The 21186-nt window shown below is 52.3% G+C and carries 20 protein-coding genes; 4 read left to right on the forward strand and 16 right to left on the reverse strand.

All coding sequences use genetic code 11. From position 1 onward, the window contains the following. The first annotated feature begins 39 nt into the window (after positions 1–39). A complete protein-coding gene (gene ilvD / locus Q4563_RS03865; protein ID WP_303603659.1) occupies positions 40–1881 on the forward strand; it encodes a dihydroxy-acid dehydratase in 1842 nt (613 codons plus the stop codon). A 125-nt stretch (positions 1882–2006) separates the two neighbouring features. Here ilvD and Q4563_RS03870 read toward each other — a convergent pair whose 3' ends face one another. From Q4563_RS03870 to Q4563_RS03920, 11 genes are all read right to left on the reverse strand, one after another. After that, on the reverse strand, positions 2007–3383 hold the full coding sequence (locus Q4563_RS03870) for a tetratricopeptide repeat protein (RefSeq protein WP_215976927.1): 1377 nt from the start codon (positions 3381–3383) through the stop codon (positions 2007–2009). 11 nt (positions 3384–3394) lie between these two features. Continuing rightward, entirely contained in the window at positions 3395–4015 is a 621-nt protein-coding gene (locus Q4563_RS03875) for a TonB family protein (protein ID WP_215976926.1), read from the reverse strand. Positions 4016–4021: 6 nt separating this feature from the next. Continuing rightward, on the reverse strand, positions 4022–4426 hold the full coding sequence (locus Q4563_RS03880) for an ExbD/TolR family protein (protein WP_215976925.1): 405 nt from the start codon (positions 4424–4426) through the stop codon (positions 4022–4024). Positions 4427–4464: 38 nt separating this feature from the next. Continuing rightward, complete coding sequence (locus Q4563_RS03885) at positions 4465–4989, reverse strand: MotA/TolQ/ExbB proton channel family protein (protein WP_215976924.1); 525 nt, start codon at positions 4987–4989, stop codon at positions 4465–4467. Between the two features lie 11 nt (positions 4990–5000). After that, a complete protein-coding gene (locus Q4563_RS03890; RefSeq protein WP_215976923.1) occupies positions 5001–6386 on the reverse strand; it encodes a MotA/TolQ/ExbB proton channel family protein in 1386 nt (461 codons plus the stop codon). Then, positions 6383–7165 (reverse strand): DUF3450 domain-containing protein, encoded by a 783-nt coding sequence (locus tag Q4563_RS03895; protein ID WP_215976922.1) that lies wholly within the window; start codon positions 7163–7165, stop codon positions 6383–6385. Before Q4563_RS03895 ends, Q4563_RS03890 begins: the two co-directional genes overlap by 4 nt. A gap of 273 nt (positions 7166–7438) precedes the next feature. After that, entirely contained in the window at positions 7439–7954 is a 516-nt protein-coding gene (locus Q4563_RS03900; RefSeq protein ID WP_303603660.1) for a dihydrofolate reductase, read from the reverse strand. 23 nt (positions 7955–7977) lie between these two features. Beyond that, the gene (locus tag Q4563_RS03905; RefSeq protein WP_303603661.1) at positions 7978–8817 is read right to left on the reverse strand and encodes a thymidylate synthase; all 840 of its coding nucleotides are present in this window, start codon (positions 8815–8817) and stop codon (positions 7978–7980) included. Then, entirely contained in the window at positions 8814–9632 is an 819-nt protein-coding gene (gene lgt, locus Q4563_RS03910) for a prolipoprotein diacylglyceryl transferase (protein ID WP_215977111.1), read from the reverse strand. The genes Q4563_RS03905 and lgt overlap by 4 nt, the downstream gene beginning before the upstream one ends. Positions 9633–9752: 120 nt before the next feature. Beyond that, entirely contained in the window at positions 9753–12032 is a 2280-nt protein-coding gene (ptsP, locus tag Q4563_RS03915) for a phosphoenolpyruvate--protein phosphotransferase (RefSeq protein ID WP_303603889.1), read from the reverse strand. Between the two features lie 60 nt (positions 12033–12092). Continuing rightward, entirely contained in the window at positions 12093–12596 is a 504-nt protein-coding gene (locus Q4563_RS03920; RefSeq protein ID WP_215976920.1) for an RNA pyrophosphohydrolase, read from the reverse strand. Positions 12597–12852: 256 nt separating this feature from the next. On the opposite strand from Q4563_RS03920, the gene Q4563_RS03925 reads away from it, so the two are divergent. Further along, positions 12853–13515, forward strand: coding sequence for an HAD family hydrolase (locus tag Q4563_RS03925; protein ID WP_303603662.1), 663 nt, complete (start codon positions 12853–12855; stop codon positions 13513–13515). Then, positions 13512–14579 carry an imelysin family protein gene (locus Q4563_RS03930; protein ID WP_303603663.1) on the forward strand — a complete coding sequence of 356 codons (1068 nt, stop codon included), beginning with the start codon at positions 13512–13514 and terminating at the stop codon, positions 14577–14579. The genes Q4563_RS03925 and Q4563_RS03930 overlap by 4 nt, the downstream gene beginning before the upstream one ends. On the opposite strand, the gene Q4563_RS03935 is transcribed toward Q4563_RS03930, so the two are convergent. Further along, entirely contained in the window at positions 14545–15756 is a 1212-nt protein-coding gene (locus Q4563_RS03935; protein ID WP_303603664.1) for a class I SAM-dependent rRNA methyltransferase, read from the reverse strand. The two genes, Q4563_RS03930 and Q4563_RS03935, sit on opposite strands and share 35 nt — an antisense overlap. 135 nt (positions 15757–15891) lie before the next feature. Beyond that, positions 15892–16299, reverse strand: coding sequence for a hypothetical protein (locus Q4563_RS03940; RefSeq protein ID WP_303603665.1), 408 nt, complete (start codon positions 16297–16299; stop codon positions 15892–15894). Between the two features lie 227 nt (positions 16300–16526). Here Q4563_RS03940 and Q4563_RS03945 point away from each other — a divergent pair, with 227 nt between their 5' ends. Continuing rightward, a complete protein-coding gene (locus tag Q4563_RS03945) occupies positions 16527–17024 on the forward strand; it encodes a hypothetical protein (protein WP_303603666.1) in 498 nt (165 codons plus the stop codon). A gap of 222 nt (positions 17025–17246) precedes the next feature. Here the strand turns inward: Q4563_RS03945 and Q4563_RS03950 are convergent, their stop codons facing one another. From Q4563_RS03950 to Q4563_RS03960, 3 genes are read right to left on the reverse strand one after another with little or no spacing between them, the layout of a single operon-like run. After that, the gene (locus Q4563_RS03950) at positions 17247–18608 is read right to left on the reverse strand and encodes an NAD-dependent succinate-semialdehyde dehydrogenase (RefSeq protein ID WP_303603667.1); all 1362 of its coding nucleotides are present in this window, start codon (positions 18606–18608) and stop codon (positions 17247–17249) included. A gap of 8 nt (positions 18609–18616) precedes the next feature. Next, complete coding sequence (gene doeA / locus Q4563_RS03955; protein ID WP_215976913.1) at positions 18617–19882, reverse strand: ectoine hydrolase; 1266 nt, start codon at positions 19880–19882, stop codon at positions 18617–18619. Further along, on the reverse strand, positions 19879–21147 hold the full coding sequence (locus Q4563_RS03960; RefSeq protein ID WP_215976912.1) for an aspartate aminotransferase family protein: 1269 nt from the start codon (positions 21145–21147) through the stop codon (positions 19879–19881). The genes doeA and Q4563_RS03960 overlap by 4 nt, the downstream gene beginning before the upstream one ends. Positions 21148–21186 lie beyond the last annotated feature (39 nt).

The raw sequence follows: 21186 nt of genomic DNA on the forward strand, positions 1-21186 counted from the left end.
GGGCCCCTGCGGGGCTGCAGCCATTAATCCGGGGAAATTATGCCTACTTATCGCTCCAGAACCACCACCGCCGGCCGCAATATGGCCGGTGCCCGCGCATTATGGCGCGCAACCGGCATGAAAGACGACGACTTTCAAAAGCCAATTATCGCCATTGCCAACTCTTTTACTCAGTTTGTTCCCGGCCATGTGCACTTGAAAGACATGGGTCAGCTGGTGGCACGCGAAGTTGAAAAGGCCGGTGGTGTTGCCAAAGAATTCAACACGATTGCGGTCGATGACGGTATCGCCATGGGCCACGACGGCATGCTTTATTCGCTGCCCTCGCGCGATATTATCGCCGACTCCGTGGAGTATATGGTCAATGCTCACTGTGCCGACGCGCTGGTGTGCATTTCCAACTGTGACAAAATCACCCCCGGAATGCTCATGGCCGCCATGCGCCTTAATGTCCCGGTAATTTTTGTCTCCGGCGGCCCTATGGAAGCCGGCAAAACCAAATTGCTCGATCATGGTCTGGACTTAATCGACGCCATGGTCATGGCAGCCGACGACAGCGTTGACGATGAAACACTAACTGAAATTGAACGCAGCGCTTGCCCCACCTGCGGTAGCTGCTCGGGCATGTTCACCGCTAACTCAATGAACTGCCTGACCGAAGCCCTTGGACTTTCGCTACCTGGCAATGGCACAATTGTGGCCACCCACGCCGACCGCGAACAATTATTTAAACGCGCCGGACACCGTATTGTCGAAATTGCCAAACGTTATTACGAGGGCGATGAAGAACACCTTCTACCCCGCGCTATTGGCAATAAAAAAGCCTTTGGCAATGCGATGGCACTGGATATCGCCATGGGCGGCTCAACCAATACCATTTTGCACTTATTGGCTGCGGCGCAAGAAGCTGAATTGGATTTTGGCATGGCCGATATCGACCGCATCTCACGTGAAGTACCTCAGCTTTGTAAGGTTGCCCCCAACACACAAAAATATCATATTGAAGATGTGCATCGTGCTGGTGGCATTATGGGCATACTCGGCGAATTGGATCGCGCAGGCGTATTGGATACCACTGTGCCTACCGTCCACAGTGACACATTAAAAGAAGCGCTCGACACATGGGACATCATGCGTGACCCGAGCCCAGAGGTAGTCGAGTTCTTTAAAGCCGGCCCCGGCGGCGTTCCCACGCAAGTCGCCTTTAGCCAAGCCGCGCGCTGGCCCAGCCTGGACGGGGATCGTGAAACGGGCTGTATTCGCCATATCGATCATGCCTTTTCCACCGAAGGTGGTCTGGCCGTTCTCTACGGCAATATTGCTGAAAATGGCTGTGTGGTAAAGACCGCCGGCGTAGACGATTCCATTTTAGTCTTCGAAGGCCCAGCCCATGTCGTTGAAAGCCAAGAAGCTGCCGTAGAAGATGTTTTGGAAGGCAGGGTAAAGGCGGGAGATGTCGTTATTATCCGCTACGAAGGCCCGCGTGGCGGCCCAGGCATGCAAGAGATGCTCTACCCTACAAGCTACCTTAAATCTAAAGGTCTCGGCAAAGACTGTGCCCTGCTGACCGACGGTCGCTTTTCAGGTGGAACCTCGGGCCTTTCCATTGGCCACGCCTCACCCGAAGCCGCAGCTGGGGGCGCTATTGGATTGGTCGAAAGTGGTGACACTATTCGTATCGACATCCCCAATCGCACGATCGATGTTCAAATTTCCACTCGCGAGCTACACGACCGACGCGAAAAAATGGATGCTAGCGACAACCCCTGGAAACCCGTTGAAGTCAGGCCGCGCCGTGTCAGCGCTTCGCTCAAAGCTTATGCCATGCTTGCCACCAGTGCTGATAAAGGTGCCGTGCGTGATTTAAACCTGCTGGATTAACCTTGATTCAAGCGCATTAAAGAACCCGCTACGGCGGGTTTTTTAATGCCTAAGAAAAAATCCTCGATACTTAAAACAAAAAAACCGGCCATAAGGCCGGTTTTTTTGTAGAAGATCTAAGCGAACTAGCCTTCTTTCAATGCTTCCTGACGCTTGCGCTCACCTTCAGTAAACTTAATCCACTGGTTGGCAAACTGACGACTGCGCTTATCACGTGACGCTTTGGTAAACGCCTCAATCGCCTCTTCAAAGTTACCCAACTCAAGCTCGGTTTGACCAATGGTCATATGAACTTGATCAGGTCGCTTCAAACCGCCTTTACTCAGCGCATTTTTAGCCGCTGAAGACGCTGCACTAAACTCATCGCGAGAGAACAACAAACGCGCCAGATTAAAATAAAGATCACCGTCATCAGACTTGGCGGCGGCACGCTTCATTTCTACCAGAGCTTTATCGGTCTCTTGCGCTAAGCGCCATGAATTCGCCAACAACTCGAGATTCGCTGATGTTGGATCTACCAGCTTATCGTTATTGATGGCTTTATCCAGCACTTTAGCCGCTTTATATGGCGCTTCATTCTCGATGAAGTAACCGGCTAAACCTTTCAGTTCATTTTCTTTTTTCAGTCCACCCATCACATACATGGAGTCCTGAGCGCGACTGAAATTCTCCATTTGCCCCAGCTCATAATACAAGCTAGACAACTGAGTCCAGTAGTTCATCTTCGGATAGTGACGAACCAGTGTCTTTACAATACTCAAAGTCGACTGAAAGTCTTCTTTGAAATAATAAAGTGCGCGCAAAAAGCTCAACCAATCTTCACGAGGGACTTTGCCTTCGGCTTCATACACTTGAACTGCATGCAGCATGTTAGCCAAAGCCTTCTCTGGCTGATCGGCACCATAGTATATCTGAGCGAGGGTCGCATATTGGCTAGGCGAGATCATCGCCACCATTTTTGACCACTTTTCCAAATACTCTACAGCTTTCTGTTCATTTTCTTCTTGTGCGTAAAGCTGACCCAAGAAGTAGTAGAACTGAGCCTCGGTACCAACAGGCAAATTAGGGGATTGGCCTACGACCTTTTCGAAATAACGAATGGTATTCGCTGTATCTTCACGTTCGTAGTAAATCTGCCCTAATACCTGAAACAACATCGCCTTGGCGTATGGATTCAGGTCGTCGGCATCTTCTTCCATTTCTTTGGCCATCTCAAAAGCTTTTGCTGGGTTCGGCTTGGCGCCGTCAGCAATTTGCTCATCATTTGGCTCTAGGGTCGATGTGACTTCGCTATAGTCTTCCAGAAAAGACTGAGGCAAGCCCGGCAATCGACGTGGATCAGGACGCTTTTCAGCAGGTTGCAGCGCTTTTGCGCCAGCCGGCGCCACATCCAGTGCTGACACATCGGCAGCACTCAATAAGGCAAACGGAGCCGCAGCAACAACCGACACTGCAACTGACTTACGCAAGGTGTTGGTAATTACGGATTTCAACTTCTTCATTTTCACCACCCCTACTTCGCCAGTTCGAAGGTAAAGCGGTTGCGAACACCTGGAACTTCAATCGCAGTACCGTCGATTACCCGTGGCTTGTATTTAAATTTCTCGGCAGCACGAATCGCAGCTCGGTTAAACATAGTAGTTTCACTACCATCTTTTTTGATCGCCTCAATCACCACCACATCGCGAGTTGCCCCGGTAGTGGTTACTGTGTATTCGACGGTCACGAACCCTTCAACACCACGCTGAGCGGCGCGTCGTGGGTACTGAGGTGCAACTTTTACGATAGGCAAATACTCACCATCGCCACCCAAGCCACTAGTGCTGATGTTGATATCGGCACCGAGACTAGGCGCATCCATATTTAAACCTTGTGGGTTCATATCTGGTGCCTTGAAGTCGGGCTCTGGAATATCCGGCGGAGGTGTCTCCGGCGTTTCCGGCTTGTCCGGCTTCGCTGCTTCGTAGCGAGTCTCAATCGTGGTATCCGGCATTTGAATATTTTCGATCCGAGTAGTCTCAGGTTTATCTTCGGCTTTCAGATCAGTGTTAATCAATGCCTGCATCAGAAATAGAAGGCCAAACGTGGTGCCTACCGCTAATGCAATCGAAATTATTACTCTTCCAAAATTCATAGCGGCCTAATTCTTCACAGTTGAAACGGCTATGTTACTCACACTCAGCTGACGAGCGGTATCGGCCACCTCAGCAAGCAGTTTTACACTCGCTTCAGCGTCGGCCTGAATAACAACACTGCCGTTTGGATTATCTGCAAGCAGACGCTCTATTTGCGCCCGCACCCCACGAGGATCCACCTCTTGCTTGTCGATCCAGATCTCATCGCCATCGGTAATCGCAATCAAGATACTGGCGTCTTTCTTCTCTTCCGCCGTAGTCGCATCAGGACGATCAACCTCTACCCCGGTCTCTTTAATGAACGTGGCAGTTACGATAAAGAAGATCAGCATGATGAAGACAACGTCCAGCATAGGAGTGAGGTCAATCGCTCCGCTCTGCTCGTCTTCAGCTTCGTTTCTACTGCTCATGGCAATTCTCTTTTAACTGGTTGCTAGTCTTGCCAGCCTCAGTGATCCATCGTCAGATGGTCAGCAAGCAACTGATTTTCACGGTTGGCTATGCGAGTCAGATAGGTGTTGGCAAACAGGCCAGACAGTGCTGCAACCATACCCGCCATTGTCGGGATAGTCGCTTTCGAGACACCACCTGCCATCTCTTTGGCATCACCACCACCGGTTACAGACAACACATTGAACACTTCAATCATGCCGGTAACAGTACCCAACAGACCGAGGAGCGGACACAAACTTACCATAGTGGCAATCATGTCCATGTTAGTGTTGACCTTATCCTCAACTCGAGAGATCAGCGCATAACGAATCTGGTGTGCATTCCAGGACTTGCGCTCGGAGCGTGCTTCCCAAGCATCCAAGGCCTTCTGTACATCGCCCTTCAAACCACCTTTGAAGTACCACATCCGCTCGAAAGCGAGTGTCCACATTACGAAGGTTAGGGCGGCGATCCCGATCAAGATGGGGCCGCCCTGGTCTAGAAAGGCTTTAATGGCGGCTACTGCTTCCATTAAACCCATATCTTTTACTCCTACTTGCGCTCGGCGTTTTCGGCGATGATACCTGCAGCCTGCTCTTCAAGTACGTGCAGAACACGCTTGGCACGGCCATTCACAACGGTGTGGATCAGTACGGTTGGAATAGCAACCAACAGACCCCAAACGGTGGTGATCAAGGCAGAGGAAATACCGCTGGCCATGTTTTTCGGATCACCGGCACCGAAGATGGTAATAGCCTGGAAGGTCAGAATCATACCGGTAACGGTACCCAACAGACCCATCAGAGGCGCGACAGCTGCGATGATTTTCAGAATAGACAAGCCACTCTCAATAGCAGGACGCTCTTTCAATACAGCTTCTTCAAGTTTCAGCTCAAGTGTCTCGCCGTCAACGGTTGGGTTGTCTTCGGCTACTTTCAACACACGACCCAGTGGGTTATTGGTGTTGGCTTTGCTAGATTTCAGCTGCGAGCTTACCTTGGCACTGACAGTGAACAGGTACAAGAAGCGCCACACACCGATCAGCAGTGCAACAGCACCAACGATCATAATGGCGTAACCAACTTCACCGCCCTGACTCCACAGACGCTCACCCCACGTTGGGCTGTCGATCAATGCAGTTAACAGAGAACCACCGGTAGGACCTGTTGGGTCAATACCTATGCCCACCAGACCGCCACCGGCGTTTTGCAGTTCATCAGCCGCGCTCAGATAGTTACCGGTAGGCTGACGGGTCAGCTCTTCCATTTTGTAACCGTCGGAGATGTAGTTCAGGTACTTGCCGTTAGACAGCAGGTTGTAAGAACCAACACGTACAACCTCTTGGCTTACTTGCTCGCCATTTGGTTTGATAACAGTGCCGTTAAACTTAACAATCTTGCCGCTCTCAACCATTTGACGCTGCTGTTCGTACCACAGACGCTCGATCTCTTGGATCGAAGGCAGACGAGAGTTGCTGTTCATTTTATCGATCAAGGTGGTTAAGAACTCACCGCGATTGGGGTACTGAGCCGAAATCAGCGAGGTGCTCAAAGTAGAGCGTAAATCACCGGCCGTTGAGGTCAGATGACCGAACAGCTCTTTCAGTGAACCCAGCTCTTCGTTGAACTGCTTGGTTTTGGCATCAACATCCAGCTCTTGCTTGGCGTAAGTGTCTTCCAAACGAGCAGAGCGAGCTTCTTCAGCAGCCAGGGTGTCCTGCGCCTGCTTAAGTAAACCCGCTTGGTTGTTTTTCTCACGCTGGAACTGCTGCTCACGCTTCTTGTGTTCGGCAGATTCATTAATGCGCGACTCTTTCACCATGTTCAACAGTTCATCAAGGCTAGCAGCCTTGTCGTCACTTTGAGCCATTGCGATATTGGTGGCGAACAGGCCGGCAGCCAAGGCTACCAGGCAGCTTTTAGCAAACTTCATTTTCATTGCGCCGCCTCCGGAGTTTGGACTGGTACAAACATAATGTCTTTAGCGGCCTGATTGCGGGCGATGCGCAGGCCTTTAAGGATCTGACCGCGGTAGGAGTCATCCAGGGCAACCCATTCACCCTGAACTGGGTCATAGGCACCTGATTGCTCAGTGTCAGTTGTTTGATACATCAAAGAGACACGACCGATACGCAAAATATTGACTTCGCGATCCTGACCATCGATATTCAAAGTGTCACGGTAGGCTTCGATGAAGCGGCCGTATTCACTCTCGATACGGTAAGCTTCAAGCACCTGACGGAACTTCTCAGCAACCGAAATATCGGCACGGTCTTGGTTGTCACGCAGCATAGCGATACGGTCAAGACGCTCTTCCAGCTTAAATGGCTTGTCCAACTCTACAAAGTTTTCCAGCGCATCCAACATACGAATCACCAGCGGCTGAATGCGACGCTGAATAACAGTAACGTTTTCAATGGAATCGTTGAGGTCTTCAATAACCGTAAGCTGAGCGGCAATTTGCTTCTCGAGCTGGCTGTTGTATAGACGCATATCTTCGATTGACTTGTTGACTTGCTTAAATTGTACCAGCAAGTCGTCAGTTTCCTGAGCAAGACGATCGATACGGACTTGGGAGTCCTTGGCCAAGGTTGTTTTTGTCTGGCTAACCTGGAGAACTTGCTCCAAGGTTTCATCTGCCATGACAGCGCTACCCATTAGCGCACTGGCAGAAAGCACAGTGGTCAGAGCCACGGCTTTCATTCGCTGCTTTTTCATATATCCCCCAACTCGGGTGCTTCATCAGGTTTGTGCGACAGACTGCTGTCACAGACGCATATCCACTGAGCCTCTTACGAGGTCGTTAAGAACGCAGCATTGTAATAAGAGGCTTCCTCTACATTCAATGCCTAATCCAAATGCCTTTACAACTGTGTATATTGGTATCATACAGGTAACACTTTACCGCACCATCACAAGGCACAGGTAACGCTTGCCCAATATTTAACCACACATTAATTATAAAAGATGCCAAATAGGTCGATAAACGTTTTAAGCAATCGCCCGGGCGTTACGCTCCAATACCAAAAAACAGTGAGACAGCGGAGCATCCGCCTCACCCGCTTGGCGAGATATCTCTCGCCAGTCGCTCTCGGGTAGCTCGGGAAAAAAGGCATCAGCCTCCTCCACAGCCACATCAATCTCTGTCATATAGATTCGGTCGGCCCGCGCCAAAGCTGCGCGATATATTTGCTCGCCACCGATAACCATGATCTCACCCACCCCGGCAGGCACATGATCCCGCGCCAGGTCAATCGCCCGATCAACACTGGTTGCACTGGCCACTCCTTCGGGGGCAGGCCAGTGCTCGTCACGAGAAATGACAATATTAAGACGCCCCGGCAGCGGTCGACCAATCGACTCAAAAGTCTTTCGGCCCATAATAATCGGCTTGCCGAGGGTAACCTGCTTAAAGTACTTCAGGTCAGCCGGCAAATGCCAAGGCATGGTATTGCCTTTGCCTATGGCGTTTTCGGCGCCGCAGGCGACTATCATGGCTAATCTCAAGGGGCTTCTCCTAACTATCCAGGTTAAACCGAAATCGGCGCTTTTATGCGCGGATAGGGATCATAGCCCTCAAATTGAAAATCATCTACCTCATAGTCAAAAATAGACGCCGGTTTTCGCGCAATCACTAGCTTGGGCAAGGTGCGCGGTTCGCGCTCCAACTGAGCGAAGACTATGTCGTCGGTCAGGTGGTCATTGTAAAGGTGGCAGTCGCCAAAAGTATGGACAAAATCGCCCACTTCGAGTTCACACTGCTCGGCAATCATATGGGTCAAGAGTGCGTAACTGGCAATATTGAAGGGCACCCCCAAAAACAAATCGGCACTACGCTGATACAACTGGCACGACAACTTGCCATCGGCCACATAAAACTGAAACAAGGTGTGGCACGCCGCCAGGGCCATTCTACCCGCCGCGACATTGTCCTGGGGCGACACCCCCTCATCGGGCAAGTCAGCAGGGTTCCACGCACTGACAATTAACCGGCGCGAATTGGGCTTGGTGCGAATTTGTTCGATCACTTGGGTAATCTGATCAATAGTGGAGCCATCGGGGCAGGCCCAGCTGCGCCACTGCTTGCCGTACACCGGCCCTAGGTCACCGTCTGCGGTGGCCCACTCGTTCCAAATGCGACAGCCGCGCTCTTGCAACCATTGCACATCAGTACGGCCTTGCAAAAACCACAAAAGCTCAACAATCACACTCTTTAGATGCACCGTTTTAGTGGTCATTAGCGGGAAGCCCTGAGCCAAATCGAACCGCATCTGCCGACCAAACACTGAGCGGGTACCTGTACCGGTGCGATCTCCCCGGTCAAGGCCGTTATCCACCACATCGCGCATTAAATCCAAATATTGTTTCACTTGTCTCCCCCCTGAGCGGCCTTACCCATCAACTTATGACTGCCATAGGCTGCCACCAACAAACCCACACCTAATACAAGAAGCGGTAACGACAGCAGCTGTCCACGAGTCACCCAACCGAACAGGTCGAACTGTATGTGCTGATCCGGCTCCCGAGCGAATTCGACCAAGATCCGAAACAGCGCATAACCAATCAAGAAAACACCGCTAACCGCACCCGCCGGGCGAGGCTTTTTGGAAAACCAAAAAACAATAATGAAGAGCAGAATGCCCTCCAGAGCCATCTGATAAAGCTGCGATGGGTGACGCGCCAGCTGCTCCGGGTCTTTAGGAAACACCATCGCCCAAGGCAGGTCGGTAGCTCGGCCCCAGAGTTCTTGACCAATAAAATTGCCCAATCGACCAAAAGCCAGCCCCAAAGGCACAATCGGCGCTACGAAGTCGGTTAATCGCAAATAAGGGATATGCAGGCGATGGGCGTAAAACAACATCGCCAATACGACGCCGATAAAGCCACCATGGAAAGACATGCCGCCCTCCCAGATACGGAACAACCACAAAGGGTCGTTCATCCATGCGTCAAAATTATAAAACACCACATAACCAAACCGGCCGCCCAGCACCACGCCGAAGGCTCCGTAGGTAATTAGGTTTTCTACCTGGGGGCGGGTAATGGGAGAGCCGGCCCGGCCGGCCCTATGCATAGCTACACCCCAGGCCGCCGCGAACGCCAGCAAATACATAATGCCGTACCAGTGCACATCCAGCGGGCCAACAGAGATTGCTACAGGATCAAAATTCGGGTGGGTCAGCATAGTATTTGGTATCACTCTGGCGGCAAACGAAAAGGATGGCATCATACCATCGCGATTGTGACAGGGGGAAGCGCCGCCCAGCGAGAAGCCAGCGGACGGCTCAAGGGCGAACGAGCCGTGTTAATTCAGCTGGCGAGTTTCGTCTTCTTCTAGCGGGCGAACCACACGGCTGACTCCCGCCTCACGCAAGGTTTGTGCAATGCGGGCACGAATTTGCTCCGCATCGATCAACTGCATGACATCCGAGTACAGGGCCTCGGCCTGATCCATATTAATGGAGCGAATGACCGATTTTACTTTAGGCAAGTTAGAGGCGTTCATCGACAATACATCGTAACCCATCGCCATTAAAATAATGGCTGCACCGGGGTCGCCGGCAAGCTCACCACAAATCCCAACACTCACCCCCTGCGAGTGGCCGGCCTGCACCACTTGCTCCAGGGCTCGCAACACTGCGGGGTGGAAGGCTTGGTATAAATCTGCCACTCGGGCATTATTGCGATCCACCGCCAATAGATATTGAGTTAAGTCGTTGCTGCCCACCGACAAGAAGTCTACACGCTCGGCCAGCTCACGCGCCTGATAGACCGCCGCCGGCACTTCAATCATAACCCCAATAGGTGGCAAATTGACCTCGAAACCCTCTTCCAACAGTTCGTGGTAGGCTCGGTAAATCAGCGTTTTAGCCTGTTCGAGCTCGGTAATACCGGATATCATCGGCAACAGGATACGCAAGTTATCAAGCCCAACGCTGGCCTTCAACATGGCCCTTATCTGCGCTAGGAAAATTTCCGGATGATCGAGGGTAACCCGAATGCCGCGCCACCCCAAAAATGGGTTGTCTTCAGAAATCGGAAAATACGGCAGCGCCTTATCGCCCCCAATATCCAGGGTACGCACCGTCACCGTGTGTGGGGCGAAAGCTTCGAGCTGCTCGCGGTAAATGATCCGCTGCTCTTCTTCGGAGGGGAAGCGGTCGCGCAATAAGAATGGCACCTCGGTGCGGTACAAGCCCACGCCCTCGGCGCCGCGCTCTAGTGACCTCAACACATCGGTCATCAGACCCGTATTCACCCACAGAGGCAATCGGTGCTTATCCAGAGTCTCACAAGGGAGGTCACTAAGTGCCTCCAGCCCCTTAACCAGCTCATGCTCCTCAAGGGCAATGGCTTCGTAATGCTTTAACAGCTGCGCACCTGGGTCACTGTAAACCGCCCCTTTGTAACCATCGACAATCAAGGGCCGACCGTCCATGCGGGTGTAGGGTAAGTCCTGCGCCCCCATAATCGTGGGGATTCCCATGGCGCGAGCCAAAATAGCCACGTGAGAGTTACTGGAACCCTGCACAGACACAAGCCCCACCAACTTATCCGCCGGCACTTCGCCCAACATAGAGGCGGTTAAGTCATCGCCAATAAGAATGGTTTTATCGGGGTAAATTTTGCAGTGCTGATTGGACTCTTGCAGGTACGCCAGCACCCGGCGCCCAAGATCGCGCACATCGGTCGCCCGCTCACGCAGATAGTCATCACTCATACTGGCAAAGGTATTCTCGTGCTCGAGAATCACCTCACTCCAGGCGTAAGGCGCACAGGTGCCCTCTTTGATTTTGGCAATTACCTCGCCCCCCAAAGAGGCGTCATCCAGCATGGCGAGGTAGGCATCGAACAGGGCGCGCTCTTCGCGGTTAAGCCGCTCTTCGAGCTGCTGCCCAAGCCCTTTGATATCTTCACGCACCGCCATTAAACACTGCTGAAAAAAATCAATTTCAGCGCTTATGTCTTGGCAGGTTTGAAACGGGACCGACTTTAAATCCGCCAAAGGTGCAATAACCACCCCTTGGCCAATGGCAATCCCTGGCGCACCGGACACCCCGGCAAACTTCGCCTGAGCTGGCGCCTGCCCCACAGACAACATGGTGCCAGTTGCCTCCGCGTGGGCGATGACTCCGGCCAGCTGGGCTGACATGGTTACCAAGAAGGCTTCATCGCCCTCATCGAAACGGCGCCTTTCACTTTGCTGGACCACCAGCACACCCAGCACTTGGCGGTGGTGAACAATCGGCACACCGAGAAAGGAGCTGTAACGCTCTTCACCGGTTTCGGGGAAATATTGATAGCTGGGGTGAGATTCGGCATCTTCAAGGTTGACCGGCTCTTCGCGGACCACTACCCGACCCACCAAACCTTCACCACGAGCAAGACGCACCTGCCCCACCGCCTCTGCCTGCAAACCCTCGGTGGCCATTAATACGTAGTCACCGACGTGATCGCGCAAATAAACCGAACACACCTGGGTCTGCATGGCCTGCTTAACACGTGCGACAATAATACCCAGTACCTTATTCAGGTCCCGGGCGGTATTAACTTCCTGTACGATCCTGCGCAGTGAATTAAGCATAGTTGCCATTAGTGTTCACTCAAGATGTTATTCCGTCGGTCTCAACCACTGTGATGAGCCCTACGATGTTAGAAACTGCATACGCTCCATTTGACTGTGAGCCGCCGCCAGCTCTTTAAGAGCCCTGCGGTACACATCACGCTTAAAAGCCACCACTTTCCCCAAGGGATACCAATAGGACACCCAGCGCCAATCGTCAAATTCTGCGTGACCGTCATTATCTACCGTAATGCGCTGCTCGTCGCCTTTAAGCTTGAGCAAAAACCATTTTTGTTTCTGTCCCACGCACAGCGGCTGAGCATTGTGTCGAACCAATCGATGCGGCAGCCGATAACGCAGCCAGCCGCGGGTGCAGGCGATAATATCCACATCGGCCTCAGTCAACCCTATTTCTTCACCTAACTCACGGTATAAAGCCTGCTCGGGAGTCTCGTGGTGATTAATCCCCCCCTGCGGGAACTGCCAGGCGTCTTGCCCACCCACACGGCGAGCCCAAAGGACTTGTCCTTGCTCGTTTGTTAGAATTATCCCTACATTGGGGCGAAACCCATCGGAATCTATCACTGCACCTTCCCAACTATATAATTATTGTGGCTATGGACCCAATTCATTAGCTCAGGCCCTAGCCACTGCGGCCTTTGCCCCGCGGATGTGTCTGTCGCTATTTTGAGGCTTTTTAAGGGTTTAGCGAGCATTTTTCCACAAAACATCACGTCTAATCAATTGAGGTTACACAAACTGGCAAGGAATACCAAATGCTTATTCCTCAAGTGTAAGATCTAGTATGCTATGCACTTTATAGGATCTGGGAGGCAAACCCGTGGCGCTGGCCATATTTGATTTAGATAACACACTGATAGGCGGTGACAGTGATCACCTGTGGGGCGAGTACATTATTGCGCAAGGTTTGGTCGATGAAAAAGCCTACCGCCGCCAAAACGACGAGTTTTATTTGGCCTACCAGCGGGCCGAACTGGATATCGATGCCTATTTAAAGTTTGCCCTGTCACCGCTACCAGAGCGTTCGGAAGCCCAGTGGCAGCGCATTCATCAAGGTTTTTTGCGCGAAGCCATTACCCCCATTATGCTACCCAAGGCCCTGCAGTTACTCGATAAACACCGCCAACAGGGTGATTATTTATTAATTATTACCGCCACCAACGGGTTTATTACCCGCCCGATTGCCGAAGCTCTGGCGGTCGACCACATCCTTGCCACCGACCCTGAGCTGATCGATGGGCAATACACCGGCGGCTATCTCGGCACACCCTGTTTTGCCGAAGGTAAGGTTGAGAACCTCCACCACTGGCTGCAAGATCACCCCTTCGATCTGCACGACAGTTACTTTTACAGCGACTCAATCAACGACCTACCCTTACTACTAGAAGTAGGTCACCCGGTGGTGGTTAACCCAGATCCAGCGCTGGAGCAAACCGCATGTGATAAACAATGGCCCATACTCGATTTGCGAGAGCCTGCATGAACACCTGGGCCAGCCTGCTGGCGGTGAGCCTATGCTGCACCCTGCTACTTGGGTGCGAGCGACAAACAGCACCAGTGCCGATGGATACACCGCCCGCGCCAGAGTCAGAACACCGGCAGGCGCCAACGACCGCCGCTCAATTAAATCAACTCTCTGAGCAATTGCGGCAGCACACCTTAACTGCCACCACCGACTTAAGTCAGGCCTGCCAAACCTTGCAACAGCGAGTGGAGGCCTTTTTAGAAAGCCCTAAAGACTCAGGGCTTGCCGCCGCCCAAGCGCAATGGCACACCCTACACGCGGCGGTGCATTTAACAAACCTCACCCTGGGCATGGCCGAAAGCAACCCCAATTTATTTGCGCAGTTGGTTCGGGATATTAAATACATTCACCAGACGCCTATTGCACCGGGTTTTCTCGACAGTGTTGAGGGCTACCCCGTCAGCGGCTTAGCACACGATGTGACCCTGCCGATTCATCGCGACACCTTACTCACCCAGCATGGTTTAACCGACGATAGTGAGGCCACCATCGGCCTGCATGTGGTGGAGTTTTTATTGTACGCAGATGACGGGCAGCGAACAGCCCAGGAATACCAACAGAAGCACCAAAGCGACGGGCAGCTCAAAGTGTCAGAGCTGCCGCAAAACAGGCGGCGAACACTCTTAGAATTAACCACTCGCCTAACCTGTGACAGCATCGAGAAACTCGCCAGCCACTGGCAACCGGCCAGCGTTACTGTATCAACCTACCAGCGTTTGCCAGCACGTAGCCAATTAGCGTTGTGGCGCAATGCCTTATCGGCCACCATTGACGCAGCACTCGATATCGATCATTGCGAGTTTGCACCCGATGGATGCCAATTAACCTCAGACTCGGTAAAACAACTACTTAGCTTTAGCAGCGAGCACGATTTGTTACCCGAACTAAACATTCTAGCGCTTGAAAATCAGCTAAATTCATTGCAAAACGACCCTAGCTTATCCGCTACAGAGCGCCAGCAACACCTGAAGCTGGCATTGCAAAAAACTAGCTTGGCCGAGTCGTCACCCGCGCAAAAATAGCCTTTAAATAATTGGTCTCAACAATGGCAGGGTGAGTTGGGTGATCTGGCCCCTGCCCCATACGCTGAATAATGCGGGCATCGCGCCCGCGCTTCCAGGCACTGGCATGCACAATTTCAATCAGGGTCTGTTCGGCCAGATGCATCGAGCAGGAGGCCGACACCAGCAGCCCTCCGTCGGCCAACAACTGCAAACCCAGCTCATTGATATGACGGTAGGCGGCCTCGCCGGCCTGTTGATCTTTGCGCCGCTTAATAAACGCCGGTGGGTCGAGCACCACCACATCAAACTGTCGCCCCTGCGCTATCAACTGCTTTAGAACATCAATCGCTTTACCGGCAATAGCCTCGACCCGATCCTCTACTGAGTTTAAGGCCGCGTTGGCGTACACCGCATCCACCGCCGATTGCGACGCATCGACACACACCAGCGACTCAGCACCGGCTACCAGCGCCTCAATCCCCCAACCGCCAATATAGGAAAATACATCGAGCACCCGGGCACCCTTGGCCCAGGATTGCAGTTGGGCGCGAGCCATGCGGTGATCGTAGAACCAACCGGTTTTTTGCCCAGTTCGTACCGGCGCTAAAAAGTGCGCGCCGTTTTCGATTAAGGGCACCTGCTCCGGCACCTCGCCATAGGCGACCTCGGTGTACAGCGGCAATCCCTCCAGCGAGCGAGCGCTGTGTTCATTGGCCAAGAGTACGCCCTTAGGAGACAGCAGAGTCACTAAAGCCTCGACAATCTCGGCACGCAGGTTTTCCATTCCCGCCGAGGCAATCTGCACCACCAGGTAATCACCAAAGCGGTCCACCACCAAGCCGGGCAGAAAGTCACTGTCACCAAATATTAAACGGTAATAAGGCTCGGAGAAGGCGGCATCGCGTACACCCAGCGCACTTTGCAGACGCTGAGGCAGCAAATTGGCCGCAAAGTCGGCGGCACTAAACGGCGCATCTTGTCGGCTAATTAAACGCGCGCAAATTAAACTGGCAGGGTTTACCAGAGCCACCCCGATAAACTGATCGCGGGCGTTCACCACGCGCATAGCGATACCCGGCTCAATCCCTTTAAGCGGTGAGCGCTTGGTATCGACTTCATTGCTGTAAATCCAAAGGTGGCCGCGTTTTACTCGGCGATCTTTTTGCGGGTTTAGATAGAGAGTGGCTAGTGACATGATAAAGGCTCCGGTTAGAGCCGCGCATTATAGACAAGTTTGCCGGTAAAAGCGGGGATTAGCTCCTCTTGATACAAACGCCAAGAGAAAGCTCTACTTAGCGACATGGCTCGTTCAGGGCAATACGGTAGTGTTTTATTCCAGTGCATCCAGGGGCAATTGTTGGCGTTCGGCAAAGTTGCGCTCATCCTCAGCGCTCGCGCCCTCACGGCACTCACCGCGAATCCACTGCACCTGATTTCCCAACCGGTAATCCAATTCAAAATAGCCAGACCGACAATAGCCCGTCTGGGTGACAACATACAGTGTTCGGTTTTGCAGTTTGCGATAGTCGCGCTCGCCTGGCGGGCGACCGGGCCGGGCGCGGGGGTTTAAGCGAGCCTCGACCTCAGGCGGTAAGCCCACCCGATACACAAACTGCTTGCTGCCATTAGGCAAAACATCAATGCCGAGCGATTCGGGCGTCGAACCATACGAAGGCACAGAAGAACAAGCAGTCAGCTGTACCATAGCCAAAACGGCCACTCCCAAAGCTCGCCACATCACCCGTGCCCCTAAATTCTGAATGTATAGTGCACCCAGTCTAGTGAATATCGCGGGTTTTAGGAACCCAACATTGGCAAGGCACGTTTTCGCCAGCGCAGAACCGGGCCACCGGTTGCCAGGAAGGAGAGAAGGCATTACATTGAGCCGGCCGTCATAAGCCGTTGACTTGGCAAATTTATGACGGGCTCTGCACACCACACACGGATTGGAATAAGGGAATAGAAATGAGACCGACACATTATCTGGCCATCGCGATACGGATATTTTCCATACTGTTACTTTTATACAGCGTACCGCAATTTTCATTATTGGTCGGTGTTGCCACAGGCGGCAGCAATCACATTGACTTGCCTTTAGCCTTTGTTTTTACAACCACAGCAGCGCCGCTTTTGGCTGCTTTGTGCTTTTGGTTCTTTCCCTTAAAGCTTGCCAATCTTATTGTAAAGCCGGAGATTGATCAGCCGATTGAAGCCATGGACGTTCTATCAATACTAACAACCGTACTGTTAGCCATGGCCGTTTATTTTCTCTATTACGCGATCGTCGATGCCGTTTACTGGGCCACTTTATGGCTCATTGCGGAGCGTAGCCTCGACCCTTTCTATCTAGATGCAGACAACAAAGCCAATATGGTGGCAACGGCTCTGGAGCTATTATTCTCGGGTTTACTACTGCTAAAAGCAAAAACACTGGCCAGAAAAGTTCTGCTCATTGCACAGTGACTTAACAAGCAGTCCAACCGTACAAAGACTCGGCCTTAAAAGGTACTGAGGTAAGAGGCAGTATCGCACTTATGTGCGTTCTGCGTTCTGCGTTCTGCGTTCTGCGTTCTGCGTTCTGCGTTCTGCGTTCTGCGTTCTGCGTTCTGCGGTACAGTATCTGGCTCAGGTATACGGAGAGCAACCAACTGTTAGTCGCTCTCCGCACACCGGCAACCTATACCACTACTTCACCCAAACCTGCTTGGCATTGACGAACTCTTTAATGCCGTGCGGGCCGAGTTCCCGGCCAAAACCAGATCGCTTGATGCCGCCACTGGGAAGGCGCGGGTCGGTTTTGACAATTCCGTTAATGGCCACCTGACCTGCGTCAATTTGCTGCGCCCACTGCTCGGCTTGTTTGACATCCGCCGTCCAGATAGCGGCGCCCAAGCCGTAATCGCTGTCATTGGCAAGCTCTATCGCCTCCTCAATGCCAGACACCGATGTGACAGCCATTACGGGGCCAAAAGTTTCCTCCCGAAACGCCGTCATTTGCGCAGTCACTTCCGTCAATAAAGTCACTGGATAAAAGTAACCTGCACTGTCTGGCAACTCACCACCCAGCAAACATTTTGCCCCGGCCTCGACCGTCTCGCTAACCTGGCGATGTAGATTTAGCTGCAAATCGCGCCGGGCAATGGGGCCGACTTGTGTTTGCTCGTCTTTAGGATCACCCATTTTTAAAGCTTGCAGGCGCGACTTCAGCATAGGGACAAATTTATCCAATGCTGACTCTTCAACCAGTATGCGTTTGGCGGCGATACAGGACTGACCGGCGTTAATAATGCGAGATAAAACCGCAACATCCGCTGCAGCCTCTAAATCGGCATCGGCCAGGACAATACAGGGATCGGAACCACCGAGTTCCAGCACACAGGGTTTGATTTCACTACCGGCCACCGCGGCCACCTTACTGCCGGCACCGGCCGAGCCGGTAAAAGACACCGCGGCAATGCGAGGATCGCGAATGGCTTTTTCCACCAAACTCGTTTCCACCGGCAAATTCACCATAATATTTTCCGGCGCACCGGCGGCGACAAAAGCATCGGCGATAGACTGAGCGCTGGCCGGCACATTGGGGTCGTGCTTCATAACACAGGTATTACCCGCCATTAACGCCGGCGCCAAATAACGAAAGGCCAGCCACAAAGGCGCGTTCCAGGGCAAAACCCCCAAGAGCGTGCCCAGCGGTTGATAGCAGACATAACTGCGGCTGGCATCGGAAGGCAGTGACTCCGACGTTAAGTATTCCTCAGCATGCTCTGCATAGTACTCGGCACACCAGGCTGCTTTTTCCACCTCAGGCTCACCTTCGCGTACCGGCTTACCCATTTCATCGGCCATATACTGCGCTATTGTGCTTTTGCGTTTACGCAACTCAGCGGCCACAGCGGTTAGCACTTTGGCGCGCTCGGCAAAAGAGGTGTGTCGCCAGGTCGTAAAGGCTTCGCTCGCCTGACCTATACGAGCGCTCACTTGCTCGGCATCCAGCGATTCGTATTCAGCGATTTTTTCTCCGGTGAACGGATTGTTGGCTGTTAACATATCACCTCCTAGGATTCCTGGGTTTTGTCATCGTCCGCAGGCGCGGGGGACTTGTCCGATTTCTTTTGCTTGGCGCGCTGTGTACTTAATTGCGCGACACTGACACCTTCATCACTTTTAACGGTGAAGTCACGATCCATTTTGAAAAATGACTCACAACCTTCATCGGTAATGTGAATGGAATCTGAGATGCCACAGGTTTTGTCGCCATCCACGCCCCACATCCAGGGAATAATATGGAAAGTCATCCCCTCTTTAAGCACCGCCGACTCGCCTTGCTTAAGACTGACAATATAACCTTCGTCCCAACTGGGAGGGAAAGCGATACCAATGGAATAACCGGAGCGGGTAATTAAGCGCGCGCCGACATCATTGTCAGAAATGATATTGCGAATTAAATTATCCGCATCTGACACCGTCATACCCGGTTGAAAATAATCGTGCATAGCTGACAGCGCGTGTTTCATTTTCTCTTGCGCTTTATACATAGAGTCAGTTAAATCACCCAGCACAACCGTACGCATCATGGCGGTGTGGTAGCGCCGATAGCAACCGCCCACCTCCAAAAACACATGTTCACCGGGCTGTACGGTGCGACCTTCCCAGGTGGCGTGACCTATCATGCTGCGCGGCCCAGATGTGACATAGGGCATTACCGCGGGGGGCTCGCCGCCGGCGCGGAACATTCCATCACTGATGGCGGCCGCAATTTCATTCTCGGTGGCACCGGCTTTACACGCCAAAATACCAGCTGACATACCGGCCTCGGTAGCCAGTGCCGCTTTGCGCATCACAGCAATTTCCACCGGTGATTTACATACGCGTCCCTCTTCGACAATACCAAAACAATCAAGCAGCTTCGCCTCAGTTAACGTGGTATGGATTGTGTCTTGCTGATACGCGGGGAAGAAGTAGCTGTTGCGCTCGTAGCCGATGCGTTTTTTGGACAAACCAAATTCACGCAACGCATCTACCAACATTTGAATGGCGTCCCCAGTATCGGGGTAGGGACGAGTGCGCTCGACCCAAGTGCGCGCAATAATGTTGGACTCCTCCATGGCGCGGGTAATCATAAAAGGCTCATCTTCTAACGGTACTACCAACGCCTGAAAAAAGGAGTAACCGGTGGTTTGATAGTCCGTTAAATACATGATGTTTTCGGGGTCGGTAATTACTACGGCATCTAAATGCCGCTCTTCAATGCGCGCCCGCAGTGCCGTTAAACGCCGCTCGTATTCTTCGAACGGGAATGTCATATCATCGCGCTGAATCATGCACCACCCCCTAACACTTTTTCGGCATGCTTAAGCAGCGTTGCCAAACCGGTTTCCATCTGATCTTGCGGAATTGTCAAAGGCGGAATAAGTTTAATCACTCGCCCACCGCTACCACAGGCCGACACGAGCAAGCCATCGTCAAAACAAGCACTGATAATTGCCTTGGCGGTTGCACCATCGCCCACATCCACGCCGTAAACCATACCCCGGCCGCGTATGTGTACCGACTCGTACTTTTCTTCTAACGGGGCAACGGCGTCATACATAGCCTTGCCTTTGACTTTGACCTCATCCATTAAATCTGGCGTCTCGAAATAACCGAGCGCTTCAGCTCCAGCAATAAAACTGAGCCCTTGACCTCGGAAGGTGCCGGTGTGCTCACCCGGGTTCCAATGCTTGTCCACTTCGGGCTTAATTAAATTCATCGCCATAGGTGTACCCCAACCGCCGATACCTTTTGCCAGACAGATAATATCTGGATCAATGTCCATTTCATCGAAACTAAAGTACGAACCAGTTCGACCACAGCCCATTTGAATATCATCAATAATCAACAACGAACCAAGTTCTTTCGCAAGCGCAGCCAAACTCTGCAGCCATTCTTTACTGGCTACATTAACGCCACCTTCAGCCTGAATGGTTTCCACCAAAAAAGCCGCCGGCGGGGTCATGCCGGATGAGCCCTCTGTGTATAGCCAGCGCATCTGTTCAATCACATCTGCGCCGCCGCCGGGAATAGCGTTAGCCTCGGTGCAATCGAAAGGAAAGTGGGACACGTGCTCCAGTGGTACGCCTGACGCCGCGCGAAAAGCTTGATTGGCAGTACACGCCAGTGCTCCCAGCGTCATACCGTGAAAGCCGTGAGTAAAAGCAACTATCTGCGTACGCCCTGTTGCTCGGCGCGCAATCTTAAGGGCAGCTTCCACCGCATTAGTGCCAGTGGGCCCCATAAATTGCATTTTATGGGGCATCGAGCGCGGCTCCAGAATGGTAGAGGTAAAACGCTCCATAAACTTTTGCTTGGCCGTGCTGTGCATATCCAAGCTGTGCGTTACACCATCGGACTCGATGTAATTAATTACCGCGCGTTTCATTCGCTCGTTGTTGTGGCCAAAGTTCAACACTCCGGCACCGGCAAAGAAGTCAATATACTCTTTGCCTTGATCATCCACCTGAATCGCATTACTCGCCGTATCAAACACAACAGGATAGACACGACAGTAACCTCGGATTTCAGATTCACGCGCTGTAAAAATACTCATAACTTTCTCCTAACCTTGACACGGCTAAACAGCCTTCGA

The sequence above is a fragment of the Gilvimarinus sp. 1_MG-2023 genome (assembly GCF_030548285.1).